The organism is Ensifer adhaerens (genome assembly GCF_000697965.2).
Lineage (GTDB): Bacteria > Pseudomonadota > Alphaproteobacteria > Rhizobiales > Rhizobiaceae > Ensifer > Ensifer adhaerens.
In genome coordinates this window covers 340,475-356,856 of sequence record NZ_CP015881.1, presented here as the reverse complement: position 1 = coordinate 356,856, position 16,382 = coordinate 340,475, and the positions used below count along the sequence as shown (strand labels likewise).

The 16,382-nt window shown below is 64.1% G+C and carries 15 protein-coding genes; 8 read left to right on the top strand and 7 right to left on the bottom strand.

What is annotated here, in order from left to right; genetic code table 11:
* Positions 1-9: 9 nt before the first annotated feature.
* Together FA04_RS21280 and FA04_RS21275 are read right to left on the bottom strand one after the other, a co-directional pair.
* The gene (locus FA04_RS21280) at positions 10-1,050 is read right to left on the bottom strand and encodes a glutamine synthetase beta-grasp domain-containing protein (protein ID WP_034790086.1); all 1,041 of its coding nucleotides are present in this window, start codon (positions 1,048-1,050) and stop codon (positions 10-12) included.
* Positions 1,051-1,389: 339 nt separating this feature from the next.
* Positions 1,390-2,805 carry an aminotransferase-like domain-containing protein gene (locus FA04_RS21275; RefSeq protein WP_034790116.1) on the bottom strand — a complete coding sequence of 472 codons (1,416 nt, stop codon included), beginning with the start codon at positions 2,803-2,805 and terminating at the stop codon, positions 1,390-1,392.
* Between the two features lie 101 nt (positions 2,806-2,906).
* On the opposite strand from FA04_RS21275, the gene FA04_RS21270 reads away from it, so the two are divergent.
* On the top strand, positions 2,907-3,770 hold the full coding sequence (locus FA04_RS21270) for a DMT family transporter (protein ID WP_034790119.1): 864 nt from the start codon (positions 2,907-2,909) through the stop codon (positions 3,768-3,770).
* Positions 3,771-3,804: 34 nt separating this feature from the next.
* On the opposite strand, the gene FA04_RS21265 is transcribed toward FA04_RS21270, so the two are convergent.
* Positions 3,805-4,698, bottom strand: coding sequence for a LysR family transcriptional regulator (locus FA04_RS21265; RefSeq protein WP_034790120.1), 894 nt, complete (start codon positions 4,696-4,698; stop codon positions 3,805-3,807).
* Positions 4,699-4,810: 112 nt separating this feature from the next.
* Between FA04_RS21265 and FA04_RS21260 the strand changes: the two genes are divergently transcribed.
* The 3 genes from FA04_RS21260 (at position 4,811) to FA04_RS21250 (ending at position 6,778) form a co-directional block, all read left to right on the top strand.
* Complete coding sequence (locus tag FA04_RS21260) at positions 4,811-5,680, top strand: NmrA family NAD(P)-binding protein (RefSeq protein ID WP_034790122.1); 870 nt, start codon at positions 4,811-4,813, stop codon at positions 5,678-5,680.
* A 44-nt stretch (positions 5,681-5,724) separates the two neighbouring features.
* A complete protein-coding gene (locus tag FA04_RS21255) occupies positions 5,725-5,970 on the top strand; it encodes a DUF2798 domain-containing protein (protein ID WP_034790124.1) in 246 nt (81 codons plus the stop codon).
* Positions 5,971-6,097: 127 nt separating this feature from the next.
* The gene (locus tag FA04_RS21250) at positions 6,098-6,778 is read left to right on the top strand and encodes a helix-turn-helix domain-containing protein (protein ID WP_063891316.1); all 681 of its coding nucleotides are present in this window, start codon (positions 6,098-6,100) and stop codon (positions 6,776-6,778) included.
* A 58-nt stretch (positions 6,779-6,836) separates the two neighbouring features.
* On the opposite strand, the gene FA04_RS21245 is transcribed toward FA04_RS21250, so the two are convergent.
* Positions 6,837-7,808 (bottom strand): quinone oxidoreductase family protein, encoded by a 972-nt coding sequence (locus FA04_RS21245; RefSeq protein ID WP_034790126.1) that lies wholly within the window; start codon positions 7,806-7,808, stop codon positions 6,837-6,839.
* A 166-nt stretch (positions 7,809-7,974) separates the two neighbouring features.
* Between FA04_RS21245 and FA04_RS21240 the strand changes: the two genes are divergently transcribed.
* On the top strand, positions 7,975-8,844 hold the full coding sequence (locus FA04_RS21240; RefSeq protein WP_034790128.1) for a LysR substrate-binding domain-containing protein: 870 nt from the start codon (positions 7,975-7,977) through the stop codon (positions 8,842-8,844).
* 25 nt (positions 8,845-8,869) lie between these two features.
* Here FA04_RS21240 and FA04_RS21235 read toward each other — a convergent pair whose 3' ends face one another.
* On the bottom strand, positions 8,870-9,910 hold the full coding sequence (locus tag FA04_RS21235) for a dipeptidase (protein WP_034790143.1): 1,041 nt from the start codon (positions 9,908-9,910) through the stop codon (positions 8,870-8,872).
* Positions 9,911-10,155: 245 nt separating this feature from the next.
* Here FA04_RS21235 and FA04_RS21230 point away from each other — a divergent pair, with 245 nt between their 5' ends.
* Together FA04_RS21230 and FA04_RS21225 are read left to right on the top strand one after the other, a co-directional pair.
* Positions 10,156-11,676, top strand: a complete 1,521-nt coding sequence (locus FA04_RS21230) for a serine hydrolase domain-containing protein (RefSeq protein ID WP_034790145.1) — start codon at positions 10,156-10,158, stop codon at positions 11,674-11,676.
* An 84-nt stretch (positions 11,677-11,760) separates the two neighbouring features.
* Positions 11,761-12,660 carry a LysR substrate-binding domain-containing protein gene (locus FA04_RS21225; protein WP_034790308.1) on the top strand — a complete coding sequence of 300 codons (900 nt, stop codon included), beginning with the start codon at positions 11,761-11,763 and terminating at the stop codon, positions 12,658-12,660.
* Positions 12,661-12,687: 27 nt separating this feature from the next.
* Here the strand turns inward: FA04_RS21225 and FA04_RS21220 are convergent, their stop codons facing one another.
* Together FA04_RS21220 and FA04_RS21215 are read right to left on the bottom strand one after the other, a co-directional pair.
* A complete protein-coding gene (locus FA04_RS21220) occupies positions 12,688-13,548 on the bottom strand; it encodes a D-amino-acid transaminase (protein WP_034790154.1) in 861 nt (286 codons plus the stop codon).
* A gap of 71 nt (positions 13,549-13,619) precedes the next feature.
* Positions 13,620-14,678 carry a P1 family peptidase gene (locus FA04_RS21215; protein WP_034790156.1) on the bottom strand — a complete coding sequence of 353 codons (1,059 nt, stop codon included), beginning with the start codon at positions 14,676-14,678 and terminating at the stop codon, positions 13,620-13,622.
* Between the two features lie 288 nt (positions 14,679-14,966).
* Between FA04_RS21215 and FA04_RS21210 the strand changes: the two genes are divergently transcribed.
* Positions 14,967-16,349 (top strand): amino acid permease, encoded by a 1,383-nt coding sequence (locus FA04_RS21210; RefSeq protein ID WP_082936542.1) that lies wholly within the window; start codon positions 14,967-14,969, stop codon positions 16,347-16,349.
* Positions 16,350-16,382 lie beyond the last annotated feature (33 nt).

The following is a 16,382-nucleotide window of genomic DNA, read 5'->3' as shown; positions in this document are numbered from 1 at the left end:
GCCATAAAATCAGGCGGCTTCGCGCTTTTCGACGTCGGTCGGAACGGTGGAGATCGTCTTCAGGATCTGCGAAGCGATCTGGTAGGGGTCGCCCTTGGAGTTCGGGCGGCGATCTTCGAGATAGCCCTTGTAGTCGTTGTTGACGAAGCTGTGCGGAACGCGGATCGACGCACCACGGTCAGCAACACCGTAGCTGAACTGGTGGATCGAAGCGGTTTCGTGCTTGCCGGTCAGGCGCATGTGATTGTCTGGGCCGTAGACGGCGATGTGATCGGCACGAGCTTCGGCGAAAGCAGCCATCAGCTCTTCGAAGTATTCCTTGCCACCGACTTCGCGCATGTAGGCGGTCGAGAAGTTGGCATGCATGCCCGAGCCGTTCCAGTCGGTGTCGCCGAGCGGCTTGCAGTGGTATTCGACGTCGATGCCGTACTTTTCGGTCAGGCGCTGCAGCAGGTAGCGGGCAAGCCAGATTTCGTCGGCAGCCTTGCGCGAGCCCTTGCCGAACACCTGGAATTCCCACTGGCCCTTGGCGACTTCCGCATTGATGCCTTCATGGTTGATACCGGCAGCCAGGCAGATGTCGAGATGCTCTTCGACGATCTTGCGGGCCACGTCGCCAACGTTGCTGAAGCCGACGCCGCAGTAGTAGGGGCCTTGCGGCGCGGGGTAACCGGCATCCGGGAAGCCGAGCGGGCGGCCGTTCTGATAGAAGAAGTATTCCTGCTCGAAACCGAACCAGGCGCCGTCGTCATCCAGAACCGTAGCGCGGGTGTTGGACGGATGCGGCGTCTTGGCATCCGGCATCATGACTTCGCAAAGGACGAGAACGCCGTTCTTGCGCTCCGGATCCGGATAGACGGCGACCGGCTTCAGCACGCAGTCCGAGCTGCTGCCTTCGGCCTGCATCGTCGACGAACCGTCGAAGCCCCAGAAGGGCAGCTGTTCCAGCGTCGGGAAAGCATCGAATTCCTTGATCAGGGTCTTGCCGCGCAGGTTCGGGGTGGGCTTGTAACCGTCGAGCCAGATGTATTCGAGCTTAAACTTTGTCATTTCGTTCTCTCACATGACGCCAGGAATGGCTTGGTTCCGAAGCGGTTGGGCAATCCAGACTGGCTGCCCGACGACCGATGAGCGTTGAGAAGCATTAATCGTGCCAACTCGGATTGAGCGTCGAGAATCCAGAAAAAAGGGTCACTAGAGGCAGGTGCGAGCGCGGCCGAACCGATGGCACAGCGCAAGGAAGCAGCGATTCGCACAAAAAATAGGCAAAACCTGCCCGACTCCGCGGCAAAGCAGGGCGGCAAGTCTGCGATCAAAGATCCAGCGTCAGTAGATGCCGGCGATTGCCTGCAAAACGTGCAGTGGCGCAATGAACCGGACAGGTCAACTTCAGCGCCCGACGACGCATTGGCGCATGATCGCGGGCAGGACCTTGAACAGCCGCGCGTCCTCGCACTGGGAAACATTGAAGCGCATGAAGCCGTTGGCGGTTCCGGCGTGAGAGAAGACGTTGCCGGGCGCCAGCACGATTTCCTGCTGCAGCGATTTCTGCGCCACCTCGGCCGCGTCGATGCCATCGGGCAAACGGCACCAGAGAAACATGCCGGCCTGCGGCTCGATCCATGGCGTGATGCCGATCTCGCCGAGCCGCGCCGCCGTCTCGTTCATCGACCGTGCCAGGCGCTCGCGCAGCGCCTCCATGTGCTTGCGGTAGCTGCCGTCCTTGAGCATCGCAAAAACCAGCTCCGCCGCAAGGCTCGGCCCGCCGAACGTGGTGGCGATCTTCAGGTCGACCAGCCCCTCGATCCACCCCCGCGGCGCGGCGATGAAGCCGCAGCGGATGGAGGCCGAGAGAGTCTTGGAGAAGCTGCCGATCTGCACGACACGCTCGAGCCCGTCGAAGGCGGCAAGCCGCGGCGCCGGCGTATGCTCGAAATCGGCGAAGATATCGTCCTCGACGATCGTCAGCCCGGCCTGTTCGGCGAGCTTCAGCAGACGATGGGCAACGACCGGCGAGAGCGTGGCGCTTGTCGGATTGTGAAGCCCGGAATTGGTGATGTAGAGCCGCGGCCGGTGGGTTGCGAGAACCTCAGCGAATTTCTCGAGATCGGGCCCCGAAGGCGTATAGGGCACGCTTACGACCTCTGCCCGATGGGCGCGCAGCAGAGCATGGAAATTGAAATAGCAGGGGTCGTCGACCACGACCGTATCGCCTGGCTCAATCAGGAAGCGGCAGAGCAGATCGATCGCCTGCGTCCCGGATTCCGTCAGGATGATCTGGTCGGGCGATGCCTCGACACCGTGCTCGCCGAGACGCCGCGCCAGAAGCTGGCGTAAGGGCCGATGGCCAAGCGGCGTTCCGTAGTCCGTCAGCCCGCTCGCCTCCAGCTTGGATGCCGATTTAAGAGCACGGCGGATTGCAGTTTCCGGCATCCAGCTCGGCGGCAGCCAGCCGCAGCCGGGCTTCAGCACGCTATCGCCCGTTTCCAGCGCCTGGCGCGACACCCACAGCGGATCGACGGCCCGGTCGAGCCGCGGACCGATCTCGGCCAAAGACAGAGGCGCCAGCGGCGCCGCCACGAAGAAGCCGGCGCCGGGCTTCGAGCGAATGACACCTTCGGCCACCAGCCGTTCATAGGCTTCGACGACGGTGGATTTCGAAACGCGCATGGTGTTGGCGAAGGCGCGGATCGACGGAAGCTTCGCCCCCGGCGTTAGGACACGCCCGGCGATCCGCTGCCGGATCGTCGCCATCACGCCTTCGAGCAGCGTTTCGCTGCCGAGCTCCAACTCCTGAACCGTCATCCGTACTGCTCATACATCCAATACAGTTTTGCAAAACTGTACCGCATTGTCTCTGGCAGAGCCAGTCCGTTCGACGGATACAGACGAAAAAGGAGAATGCTATGGACAAGACGGCAGACGGTTGGATGAGCGGTTTTCTCGGGGTGCTGATCTTCAGCGGATCATTGCCAGCGACCCGCGTCGCAGTGATGGACTTTGATCCGGTGTTTCTGACAGTCGCGCGCGCGGCGATCGCCGGCCTGCTCGGCCTCTTGCTGCTTCTCATCTTCCGCCAGCCGCGACCGGCGAAGGCCGATCTCGTTTCGCTGGCAATCGTCGCCTTCGGCGTCGTGCTCGGCTTTCCGCTGCTAACCGCGCTGGCCTTGCAGCACGTCACCTCGGCGCATCTGATCGTCTTCGTCGGACTTCTGCCATTGGCAACCGCGATCTTCGGCGTGCTTCGTGCCGGCGAGCGGCCGCGCCCAGCCTTCTGGTTCTTTTCCTCGCTCGGCAGCGCCGCGGTCGTCGGTTTCGCGCTGGTGCAGGGCTTTGCCGCATCGCCCGTCGGCGACCTCCTGATGCTCGGCGCCATCATTGTCTGCGGCCTCGGCTATGCCGAAGGCGCCAGCCTTTCGCGCAAGCTTGGCGGCTGGCAGGTGATCTGCTGGGCGCTGGTCCTGTCCTTGCCGATCATGCTGGCGCTGACGCTCTTCACGCTGCCGGCCTCCTTCGCAGCCGTCACCAACGGCGCCTGGGCGGGCCTTGCCTATGTCTCGCTCTTCAGCATGCTCGTCGGCTTTGTCTTCTGGTATCGCGGCCTTGCGCTCGGCGGCGTCGCCGGCGTCGGACAGTTGCAGTTGCTGCAGCCCTTCTTCGGCCTGGCACTCGCTGCAACACTTCTCGGCGAGCCGGTCAGCTGGAGCATGCTGGCCGCGACCGGCGCGATCGTGCTCTGCGTTGCCGGCGCCAAGAAATTCGCGAAATAGGCGGCTTTTCACGGGGCGGCGCAGCCCAAGCCCTTCAGAGGCGGTCGAGCTTCAACCGCGCGCCGAGCAGATCGAGAAAGCGGCGGATCTTTGCAGATGGGGTCCGCCCTTCCAACCACAGCGCATGGATCGGCACCGGGGCCGGCTCGAAGTCTTCAAGCACGGTTTCGACCTTGTCGGCATCGATCAGATGTTTGATCTGCCAGAGCGGCGAAAAGCCAAGGCCGAGGCCCTGCTCCACCGCCGCATAGATCGCATTCATCGAGTTGGTGCGAAACCCGCCGCTCACCTTGACGGCGCGAGCCCGCCCGTCGATGCTGAACATCCAGACGCCGGGTCGCTCGTCGCCCGTGCGCGTGACGCAACGATGCGCAGCGAGTTCCTGCGGATGAGACGGCCGGCCGAAGCTCGCAAAATAGGCGGGCGAGCCGAAGACGACGCGGCGAAGCGCGCCCAGGCGCTTGCCGGTCAGGCCAGAATCCTGCAGATCGCCGATCCGCAAGACCAGATCGAGTCCGCTCGCTGCCAGATCGACGAAGGCATCGGAGAGGTCGAGATCGACCTCGACTTCCGGATATTTCGCCATGTACTCGGCGATCACAGGTATCAGGAACCGCGGCGCAAACAGATTGGGCGCCCCAAGGCGCAGCACGCCTGACGGCTCGGAGCGCCGCTGTGCGGCCTCCTCGCGCGCGTCGTGTATCTCCTCCACCGCAGGCTTGATGCGCAGATAAAAGCTCTCGCCCGCCTCGCTCGGCATTGAGCGGCGGGTCGTGCGATGCACCAGCTCGACACCGACATCGGCTTCGAGCATGGCGAGCGACCGGCTGATGGTCTGGAGCGGTCTGCCCAGGCGTTTCGCCGCGGCCGTCAGGCTCCCCTGCTCGACGATGGCCAGAAAGGCCTCCAGATCTTCGATGCGGCTCATTCGATAATCCCGTTTTGCTGGAGAATAAATCACATTTTGCGTCGATTGTCCGCATTGTTGTGCAGCACTAGCTTGAGATCGTCACATCACGACGGCTCGAAAGGCAGACCCCATGAACCAGCGCTCCAACACGATCCTTGTCGTCGGTGCCACCGGCCGCTTCGCCGGCCTTGTCCTTCCCGAACTGGCGCGGCGCGGCGCCAGGGTCCGTGCCCTCATCCGCGACGAAGCGCAGGGCACGATTGCGAAATCGCTCGGTGCATCGGAGATCGCGATCGGCGATCTGCGCGAGCGCACCAGCCTTGACCGGGCACTTGAGGGCGCTGACGGCGTCTTCCACATCGGCCCGGCCTTTGCGCCGGACGAGGCGGCGATGGGCGTATCGATGGTCGAAGCCGCCGTTCGCGCCAGCGTCCGGAAGTTCGTTTTCTCCTCGGTCATCCAGCCAACCCATGTGCGGCTGAAGAACCATGCAGCCAAGATCCCGGTGGAGGACGCGCTCTATTCCTCGCCGCTCGAATACACCATTTTGCATCCGGCAAACTTCATGCAGAACCTGCGGTCGGCCTGGGCGAGCGTGCTTGCCACCGGCAGCTTCGCCGAGCCGTTTCCGACAGCAACGCGCATCGCCCGTGTCGACTACCGTGATGTCGCTGAAGTCGCGGCCATTGCCCTCACGGAGGACCGGCTCGCCTATGCGACGCTGGAACTTAGCGCCGAGGGCCGGCACAACCGCGAGGAAATCGCCCGAATGATGAGCGCCGCGCTCGGTCGGCCGATCGTTGCGGCAACCATCGGCTTTCACGAATGGGCAAAACCGATCGCCGCGAAATACACCGACCACCAGCTGGAGCTGCTGTCCAAGGTTCACGCCCACTATGCCGAAGTCGGACTTGGCGGAAACAGCCTGACGCTGCGCGCCGCTCTTCAGCGCGAACCGCGCAATCTCGAGAGTTTCATTCGCGAGCTGGCGCAGGCCTAACGGTCGGCGGCCACACCTATTCCCTTACCCCCGGAGTTCACCTCATGTCAAAAAAGCTTCCGCATCGATACCAGGCCATCGTCATGCCGCTTGTTCTTTCCGTCCTGATGTCGGGCATCGTCTCCTTCGTCTCGACGGCCATCGGCAACGGCATCCATCCCGATATTCTCGCACTATGGATCAAGGCCTGGGCTTTCTCCTGGCTGGTCGCCTTTCCGAGCCTGCTCGTGGTTCTTCCGCTCGTGCGCCGCATCGTGGCGGCGACCGTCGAACAGCCGCGCAGCAACTGACCGATCTCGCGCTATTCACCCCGAGCCGACCTTTCGGTCGCAACCGATATTTTTAGGATATCTAAAAACGATTGACAGGAAATCGGGCCGCGCCCTAGCTTGAGGAGAGACGAGAAGGGGACAGACAGTGACGACGGACCATGCCAGCGGCGCTTCGACCGGCGAGGCAGAAACGCCGCCGCTCGGCGATCGCCTGCGCCAACGGCGAAAGGCCCTGAAGATGACGCTTCAAGAGGTCGCCGACGAGGCCGGTTTTTCCGTCGGCTTCATCTCGCAGATCGAGCGCGGCATCACCGTCCCGTCGCTGACCTCGCTGATCGCCGTCTGCCGGACCTTGAAAGTCGAGGCCGGCAGCTTCCTCAATCCGCCGAAGGTGGCGACGCCATTTACCCGGCGCGAACACCGTCCGGTCTATGGGCTCGGCGGAGAAAGCGGCAAGGCCGTCTCCTATGAGCGGCTCTCCGCCTCCTTTCCCGGCAACGTGCTCAGAAGCACTATTATCCACGAGCCGCCCGGCCATCGCAGCGAGCCAATGTCGCATGAGGGAGAGGAAATCTTCTTCATCCTGAAGGGAGCGTTGACGCTGGAGGTGGACGGCGAAGCGATGGTTCTCGAAGCGGGCGATTCCGCTCATTTCCCGTCGCTGCGCACCCATACGATGTGGAACCACACCAGTGAGCCGACCACGATCCTGCACACCTGCACCATGGACGTCTTCGGCGACGGAGCGCCCTCAGGAAGCCCCACCGACAGCCTCGCCGTGACCCGGGCCGAGAACCGGCTCGAGGGGATCGCCGAAGGCAAGTGACGGGCGCCACAGCCAGCGCCGTCACGAGTTCTTAGAACATATCGCCCCATCGCTGGCCTTACGGCAGGAGCACCAAGGCGCCTGTCGTCTGGCGTCCTTCGAGCCGGCGATGCGCCTCGGCTGCCTCGGCCAATGGCAGACGCGCGTGCACGCGGATATTGACCGCGCCGCGCGCGACAACGTCGAAGAGATCCTTGCTCATCGCCAGCACGTCCTCGCGTCGCGATAGATGCGCAGGTAACAGCGGCCAGGTGGCATAAAGCGATCCCTTCTGCGCCAGCGTCGTGATGTCGAAGGGAGGGATCGAGCCGGAAGCGGCGCCGAAACTGACGAAATGACCGAAGGGGCGCAGGCTGTCGAGCGAACCTTCGAACGTCGCCTTGCCGATGCTGTCGTAGACGACGTCGACCCCCTCGCCTTCGGTGATTTCGAGCACGCGCGTTGCAAAGTTCTCCTTGCCGTAGTCGATCACGTAGTCCGCACCATTGGCCCGCGCCAGTTCGGCCTTCTCCGGCGAACCGACGGTGCCAATGACCTTTGCCCCAAGATGTTTCGCCCATTGCGTCAGGATCAGGCCGACACCGCCCGCGGCCGCATGAACGAGGAGGGTGTGGCCGGCCTCGACCCGGAAGGTGCGACGCAACAGATATTGCGCCGTCAGCCCTTTCAGCATCATCGCCGCACCCGTCTCGAAGTCGATATCCTCAGGCAGATGCACGAGGACACGGGCCGGCACATTGTGTTCCTCGGCATAGGCTCCGAGCGCCTCGGCATAGGCAACGCGGTCACCCGGCTTGAAGCCCTCGACATCGGGCCCGACAGAGACCACCTCTCCGGCTCCCTCCTTACCTGGGATGAATGGAAGCTGCGGCGGCGGGTAGGCGCCGCTGCGCAAATAGATGTCGACGAAGTTGACGCCGATCGCCCGGTTGCGCACGCGCACTTCCCCCGGGCCGGGTTCGCCGAGTTCGAAATTTTCGTAGGCGAGCACATCGGGCCCGCCGTGCTGATGCACGCGGATAGCTTTCATGGATCTGGTCCTCTGGTTGAGTTGGCTGGTCCTGGCAGCCTCCAGGCGGCGGCCGATGCCGATCTGCCTGATGCTGCCTCGCCTTCGTCGCTGATCACATCTGACAGATAGCCATGCGTGAGTTACCCGTGTAGACTGATATCAATGACAACAGAGTTCAAACTTCATGATATCTGACCAGATTGGCATCGACCTCCTTCGCAGCTTCGTCGCGGTCTGCCGACAGGGTAGCCTGAACCGCGTCGCCACCCAGACCGGCCGCACGCAATCGGCGCTGAGCATGCAGATGCGCCGGCTCGAAGATCTGCTCGGCCGACAGCTCTTCACCCGCACCGGTCGCGGCGTCGTGCCGACACCCGAAGGCGAATTGTTCCTCGGATACGCCACGCGCATGCTGGCGCTCGGCGACGAAGCGGCGGCGCGGCTGCGGCAGGCCGACCTGAGCGGTGGCGTGCGGGTCGGCCTGGCCGAGGAAGTGGCAACGACGGCGCTGCCCGAAGCGCTCGGTCGACTGCGGCGCGGCTACCAGGAGATCCGGCTCGACGTGGTGGTCGAGCAATGCGTGGCGCTTGGAAAGACCTGGCCCGAAGGCGACCTCGATATCATGGTCGTGCCGACCTCCGTGGTCGCCGCCGACGCCCTCACCACCTGGAATGTGGAGCTGCAATGGGTCTGCGCGACGGACTACGCCTTCGACGAGACCCGACCGATCGACCTTGTTGCCTTCGCCGCACCCTGCCTCTGGCGCCGCCGCATGATCGAGACCTTGGCCGACCAGGGCCGGGAACACCGGATCACTTTTACCAGCCAGAGCATCACGGCGCTGCAGGCCGCGATCGAGAACGGGCTCGGCATTGGTTTGCTTCCGCCGGAAGCGATACGCGCGGGCACGATGCGGGCACTGCCCGCCTCGCCAGCCGTACCGAAGCCGTTTGCCGTCCAGTATGGGCTTTTTGCCCGGGATCGGCGATCGGCCGTCGTCGATTGCGCGATCAGCGTGCTGCTCGAAGGCTTGCCGATCGCTTCAAGGACCTAACGTCCTTCGCGGCTGAGCGCGGCGCTCACCCGCCCCAGGTTGTCTCCAGCACGCGGATCCAGTTGCCGTGGCAGATCTTTGCGAGGGCCGCATCGTCATAGCCGCGGGTGCGCAGCAGGTCGACGAGCAGCGGCAGATCGGCCGCGCTGCGCATCGCAGCAGGGATGGCCGTACCGTCGAAGTCAGAGCCGAGCGCCACATGATCGATACCGATACGCTCGACGATATAGTCGATGTGGTCGACAAGGAGCGAGAGCGGCGTATCCGTGTTCCTGGTCCCGTCCGCGCGCAGGAAAAGGACGCCGAAGTTGATGCCGGCCAAACCGCCGGTGTCCCTGATCGCGTCGAGCTGACGGTCCGTCAGGTTGCGGCTATGCGGGCAGAGCGCGTGCACGTTGGAATGGGAGGCGACGAGCGGCGCCTGCGACAGCGCGGCGATGTCCCAGAAGCCCTGCTCGTTCATGTGCGAGAGATCAAGCATGATCTTCAGCTCGTTGCAGGCGCGCACGAGATCCTTGCCGGCCTCGCTGAGGCCTGGACCGATATCGGGTGAAGAGGGAAAGCGGAAGGGAACGCCATAGGCAAAGAGGTTCGGCCGGCTCCAGACGGGGCCGAGCGTGCGCAGACCCGCGGCGTGAAGCACATAGAGCACGTCGAGATCGGCGCCGACCGCCTCGATACCCTCGATGTGCAGCACCGAGGCAAAGGCACCCTTGTCCATGGCGGCGCGGATATCGGCAGCACTGCGGCAAATCTTCAGCCGGCCCTCCGACTGGCGTTCGATCCGCATCAGCAGGCTCGTCATGCCGAGCGTGGCTTCGAGTGCGCTTTGTTGATCGGGCGTTGCAAACTCGCCGCTGCCATCCTTGGCAAGGCCCGGCGAGGCGACGTAGACGGCGCAGAGGCCGCCGGCAAGGCCACCCGCCGCGGCCTTGTCGAGATCGATATGCCCGGTATCGACGCCATCGAGGAAGCGGCGCTCGGCAGCGCCGCCCGGCGAACGCCAGAGCCGCGACAGCACGTCGTTATGTCCGTCAAAGACCGGGATTTTCGCTTGCGTCGCCAATTCTGGATCGCCTTCTCAACCTGTTGTCCTCAAGTGCGACTCATGGATAGTCGCCGACGGACCATAGACATTGGGTGCGGGAACCGCACCCTTTTTCCCCGCCGGCCTAACGCAATGCAGGCGGGCCGGGCAAATGCAAACCGTGCATAGGCCCTGCCGGAATCGGAATTGGCGGCACGAGGTTCTGTCGTGCTTAGTCGGAGATACGCGTGGGAAACCACTGCGACCAGAACTGGAGAATGGACATGACGAAGCCGACATCGCTGGATTGGCAAGCCGCCGAAGCGGCTGCGAGACGCCTGACCGCACAATGGGTGGCAGACGAACCGGGCGGCGCGGTCATCGGCTTCGATGCATCCGGACCGCGCTTCTCGCATGCGGCCGGCGTCGAGAGCCTCGCGACATCCGCGCCGTTCACGCTCGACAGCGTCGTGCGCTATGCGTCCCTCACCAAGCACGTCTTCTCAGCGATGGTGCTCGCCCATGCCGACCTTATCGGTCTCGACGATCCGCTCGGCCAGCATCTTCCGGAACTGCGGTCGCCACTTGCGGACGTGACGGTCGGGCAGGCGCTCGACATGAGTGGCGGCCTGCCGGATACCCGCGAATGCCTGTCGTTGCTCGGCCTTTCCGTCTACACGGAGACCACGGCCGGACCGCTGCTGGAGTACCTCTCGCGCCTGGAGCGGCTGAACTTTGACGCCGGCACCGAGGTCTCATACTCCAACACCGGCTATCGCCTCATCGAAGCGGCTTTGGAGCGCAAGGGCTTCCGCTTCGACGATTTCGTCCAACGGGAAATCGCGGCCCCGCTTGGCATCGCGCTGAAGGCGCCGGATGTCTGGAACGATCCGGTGAGCGACCTCGTTCCCGGCTACTGGCACTCGGGCGAAACCTGGCAGCTTTCTGCCGCTGGCCTGCACATTTCCGCATCGGGCAGCCTCACCGGCAGCGCCGGGGCGCTTGCCACCTGGCTGCAGGCGCTGCTCGGTGGCGAAGGCCGCTTCGCCGGTCTTCTGCAGAAGTTGCAGGCGCCCCGATATCTCGCCGACGGGCGACCAACAGGATACGGGCTCGGCCTGCGCAACTCGTCGCTCGGCGGCCGCGAATTCGTTGGCCATGGCGGTTCACATCCCGGCTACAAGACCTATTTCCTCCTCGATCCCGAAACGCGCGCCGGCTTCGTCGTGGTCTCCAACCGCGAGGACACCAACGGTTACAAGATCGCGCTCGAAAGCATGGCAGCGCTCACCGGCATTCCTCTGCCGACCCCGGCAGCCGATCTCGGCGACGGTCTCTACGTGACGGAGGCCGGTCCGTGGTGGGTCGAGGTCAAGGGCAGCACCTGCACCTATCTCGATGCGGATGAGACGCTCTATGAGGACGGCGACGGCTGGGCCTCGTCGCGCTCGGCCTCATCCCCTCTCCGGCTGCGCCGCGACGGCTCCGCCCTTGTCGGCGAGGTCGGCCATGCCGCGCGACGCTTCCTTCCAGCGGCGACGCATGAGCCGCTGCCGGCGTCGCTCTCCGGGGTCTGGCGCTCCGACGAAGGGGCGGAATTCACGGTCGAGAACGGCGCGGTCCTGATGGGCGTCGGCCCCGTGCGTCAGACCATGAAGCTCACTCCCCTTGGCAATGGTCGCTTCCTGTTCACGCTGAGCGATGGGCCCTGGGTCAAGCGCATCTGCCTGCATCTCCTCGGGCCAGATCACCTCGAACTGGTGACAAGCCGAGCCCGGATGATCGAATATCGCCGCCGCGCCTGATTTTTCTTGATGACGCGCGGGCGCTGCCACAAAAGAAGTCCGGTCGCCGGCGAATGACGGACCGGACTTCAGGAGTGCATGCCCGTGGAAATCAAATGGCTTGAGGACTTTCTGGCGCTCGCCAGCACGCTGAACTTCTCAAAGGCGGCGGACGAGCGCCATGTCACCCAGTCCGCGTTCAGCCGCCGCATCCGGCAGTTGGAGGCCTGGCTCGGCGCCACGCTCGTCGACCGCGCGACCTATCCTTCGCGCCTGACGGAGGCGGGGTCGAAATTCGTGCCGGTGGCGCAGGAGACTCTGAAACAGCTCTACCAGGCAAGGCGCAATCTGCAGCAGGAGGAAGGCTCCGACGCCCGCACCATCAAGCTGACAGCGCTGCACACGCTCTCCTTCACCTTCTTTCCCGCATGGATGACACGGGTCAACGCCCGGAGCGGGCCGCTCTTCTCCCGACTTCGCCCCGATTCCGGCAGCATGGAGGAAAACCTCAATTCGCTTGTCGACGGCGAATGCGACTTCCTGCTGACCTACGCCCATACCCAGGTCCCGCACCTGCTCGACCCGCAGGCCTTCGAACATCGCGTGCTCGGCCACGAACGCATCATCCCCGTTTCGGCGGCGAATGAAGCGGGGGAGCCCCTGCACCGGCTGGAAGGCGGCACGAAACCGTTCCCGCATCTGAGCTACGAAAAATCGTCGTTCTTCGGCCAGCTTCTGGATGATCTGATCGGGCGCGAGCTACCGCCGGCGCAAAGGGTGCACGAAGGCAGCATGTCGGTGGGGCTGAAAGCCATGGCCGAATCCGGATGGGGCATCGCCTGGGTGCCCGAAAGCCTGATGACGGATGAGCTGGCGAACGGCTCGCTGGTCAGGGCCGCCGACCCGCGCTGGGACGTCAGTGTCGAGATCCGGCTCTATCGCGCCAAGGAAAACCGCCGCCCGATCGTCGGCCGCGTCTGGCAGAGCCTGGAAGCTGTCGCCTAAGCGACAGCCCTGACCCACACGGGCGAGCTAGATCGCCGTCTGTCGTGCGCGCTCCAGATAGAGCTCGCGCAGGCGCTTGACCACCGGGCCAGGCTCACCGCTACCGACGGCATTGCCGTCGATGCGGGTGATCGGCGCAACGAAGTTCGAAGCGCTGGTGAGGCACGCTTCGCGGGCGTTGAGCGCCTCTTCGAGCGTGAAGGGGCGTTCTTCCAGCGTCATTCCCTGTTCGGCGGCGAGCGCGAGAGCGGCGAGCCGGGTGCAGCCGGGCAGCGTCTTGTGGCTGTTGCCGCGCGTGACGATGCGGTTGTCCGCGGTGACGATGTAGGCGGTGGAGGAAGCACCTTCCGTCACGAACCCGTCCTCGATCATCCACGCCTCATCGCAGCCTTCAGCCTTGGCGATGCGCTTGGCGATCACCTGCGGCAGCAGGCACACACTCTTGATGTCGCGGCGCGCCCAGCGCTGGTCGGGCACGGTCTTGACCGACAGCCCCTTGATGGGGGCAGTCACCAGCGTCTTTGCCTGGGTGAAGAGCACCAGCGTCGGCTTGATATCCTCGGAGAACAGAAAGTTCCGGTCCTCGGCGCCTCGGGTGAGCTGCAGATAGACCATGCCTTCGACAAGGCCGTTCTCTTCGATCAGCCGCTTTTCGATCGCGACGATCTCGTCGGTCGATACCGGCAAAGGCACATCGATTTCACGCGCGCAGCGCTCCAGGCGCGCCATATGCGATGCGCTGTCGATCAGCCTGCCCTCAAGCACGGCGGTGACCTCGTAGATGCCATCACCGAAGAGGAAGCCGCGATCGAAGATCGAGAGGCGCGCCTCGTTCTCGGGCAAAAACTCGCCGTTGAGATAGACGGTGCGGATGGACGGCTGGGACATGTAGGCTCCGTAAAAATTGGTTTGGCAGAAGCGCATGGACCGCAACACCGAACGCGATCCAGGGGCACAAATCAGTGTTCGCTGAGCGCGCGAAGCCGTTCGAGCGAGATCGCCTCGACCGTGCTCGGCTTGCCGTTCGCGGCATTGAAACCATGCGTCGTGCGGGCCATGGTCAGCGAATTGAGGATGGCCTCCTCCGTCGCCTCGATGGCCGCTTCGAAGAGCGGCGATATTAGGTCGTTTGGAAGATCGGGATAGTCGGCAATCGCGGCCCGGCGCGCCTTGGTGCGACGAACGGCGGCAGCCGTCGAGAAGGCGAGCGCATAATCGCCGGAACCATTGCTGAGCGCGGCGCCGGTGCGGGCCAGGCCGCCGAAGGCGCGTTCGGCCAGACGCTTGAGGTTGCGGGAAGAGAGCGGCGCATCGGTCGCGATCACGATGACGATCGAACCGTCGCGGTCGTGTGCCGCCGGCGCCTCGTAGGCACGACCGCAGACGGTGAGCCGGCCGCCATAATTGGATTGGACGAGCACGCCGAGCGTAAAGACCTCGCCTGCCGCCTTCACAAGTCGCGAGCTCGTACCGATGCCGCCCTTCAGCCCGAAGGCCACCGTGCCGGTTCCGGCACCGACAGCCCCCTCCTCGACGGCACCGGTCTTCGCGGCGGCAAGGGCAGCGCCGATCTCGTCGATCGTCGGGCGACCGGCGCGGATGTCGTTGAGGCGGGAGTCGTTGGTCTCGCCGACGACCGCGTTCAGCGACACGACCTTCTCGTTGCCCGGCTGCGCCAGCGTCCAGCGATTGACGGCCTCGATGGCGCGTCCCGTCGCCAGCGTGTTGGTGAGAACGACGGGCGTTTCCAGCTCGCCGAGCTCCTCTACCTGGGTGGAGCCCGCAAACTTGCCGAAGCCGTTGAGCACGGCGAAGCCGGCCGGCACCTTGTCCTGAAACAGGTTGCCGTCATGAGGCAGGATGGCGGTGGCGCCGGTGCGGATGCAGTCGGCCTCGACAACGGTGGCATGGCCGACCGCGACACCCATCACATCAGTGATCGCATTGAGCGGTCCGGGTTCGTAAGCACCCGGGTGGAAACCGATGTCGCGAAGCCGTAAACGCTTGATATTTGTCATTTTTCGCCGTTTTCCTCACCCATCACCGCGGTCGCGAAGCAGTCATTTCGTCGCAGGCGACCCTACCTGTATCGGCGGCAAAACGGCATCGCAAAAATGGAATAGTTTCATGAGAAGCCTGCAACGCCGCCCTTCGCGGTCGGTCGTGGAGCTATGAGCCGAATGAGACTTTTCCGCATGGACCCATGGGTCAGCGCGGCGACTGATAGTCGAGTAAAATAAAGCAGTTGCAACCATAAGAAACAGTTCATAAGTTCGCCTCGTCTTTGGCAAGGGAGCCTCCCATCCATGACGAAGCCGCTTGATGCAACCTCAGGCAGGTCTCAGCAGACGACGCCCGAAATGGCGACACGGCCGAGCCTCGGCATCTGGGCTTGCTCCGCGCTCGTCGTCGGCAACATCATCGGCTCCGGCTTCTATCTCTCTCCCGCCGCACTCGCGCCCTACGGCGCCGCAGCCCTCGTCGGCTGGGTCTGCATGGCGGTTGCCGCCATGTGCCTCGGCCTTGTGTTTGCGCGGCTCGCAGGCGTCAGGCCCGCGACCGGCGGCCCCTACGCCTACAGTCGCATGGCTTTCGGTCCGTTTGCCGGCTTTCTGGTCGCCTGGGCCTACTGGATCTCGATCTGGGCGTCGCTGCCGGCGATCGCCATGGCCTTCACCGGTTATCTCGGCGTGTTCTTCCCGAACCTTCAGCATATGCCGGGCGGCTTCACGGCGGTTTCGCTCGCCGCCATGTGGCTGGTTGCCGCCATCAACATGTTCGGCGTCAGGAGCGCCGGGCGTTTCCAGATCGTGACCGTCGGATTGAAACTCCTTCCCTTCATCGCGATTGCGCTTCTCGGCCTCTTCTGGATCGAGCCGCAGAACCTGACACCCATCAACCCGAGCGGGCTGTCCATGCTCGGTCTGATCTCCGCGACCGCACCGTTGACGATGTTCGCCTTTCTCGGCATCGAGTCTGCCACCGTTCCGGCCGGCGATGTCGACGATCCGAAACGCACGATCCCGCGGGCGACCGTGCTCGGCACGCTCTGCTGCGGCCTCATCTTCATCCTAGGCACGCTCGTGGTCATGGGCACGGTCCCGCGCGAAACGCTTGCGCGTTCCGCCGCTCCCTTCTCCGATGCGGCCTTCATGATGTGGGGCTGGTGGGGGAGCACGCTGGTTGCGGCCGCCGTCGTTCTTTCGTCGATCGGCGCGCTCAACGGCTGGACGCTGCTGATGGCTCAGGTGCCGATGGCAGCGGCCCGCGATGGGCTGTTCCCTCCAGTTTTCGGGCGCCTTTCCAGCCGTGGCGTGCCGCAGTGGGATATCGTCCTGTCGATGCTACTTGCTTCGGCCCTTCTCGTTCTGCAGACCTCGGGCGTGTCGGGACTGATGGTCGTCTATAGGTTCGCCGTCGACCTTTCGACCACCGCAGCCATGGTGCCTTACGTCTTCTGCAGCCTCGTCGAGGGCGCGCTGTTCCTGGCACTCACACGTCCGCGCGACGGGGAATGGGGCGGCTTCCGCCTTGGCCCCTACAAGCCTTATGCCCTGGTCGCCTTCATCTTTTCGCTTTGGACGGTCTACGGCAGCGGACCTCAGGCGGGCCTCTGGTGCCTCCTGCTGCTGCTCGTGGCACTGCCCGTCTACCTGTCAGTCGAAAGGAAGGAGCCGTCCACTGGCTGACGTCAAAAAGAATACCCCCACCTGCACCTAGCA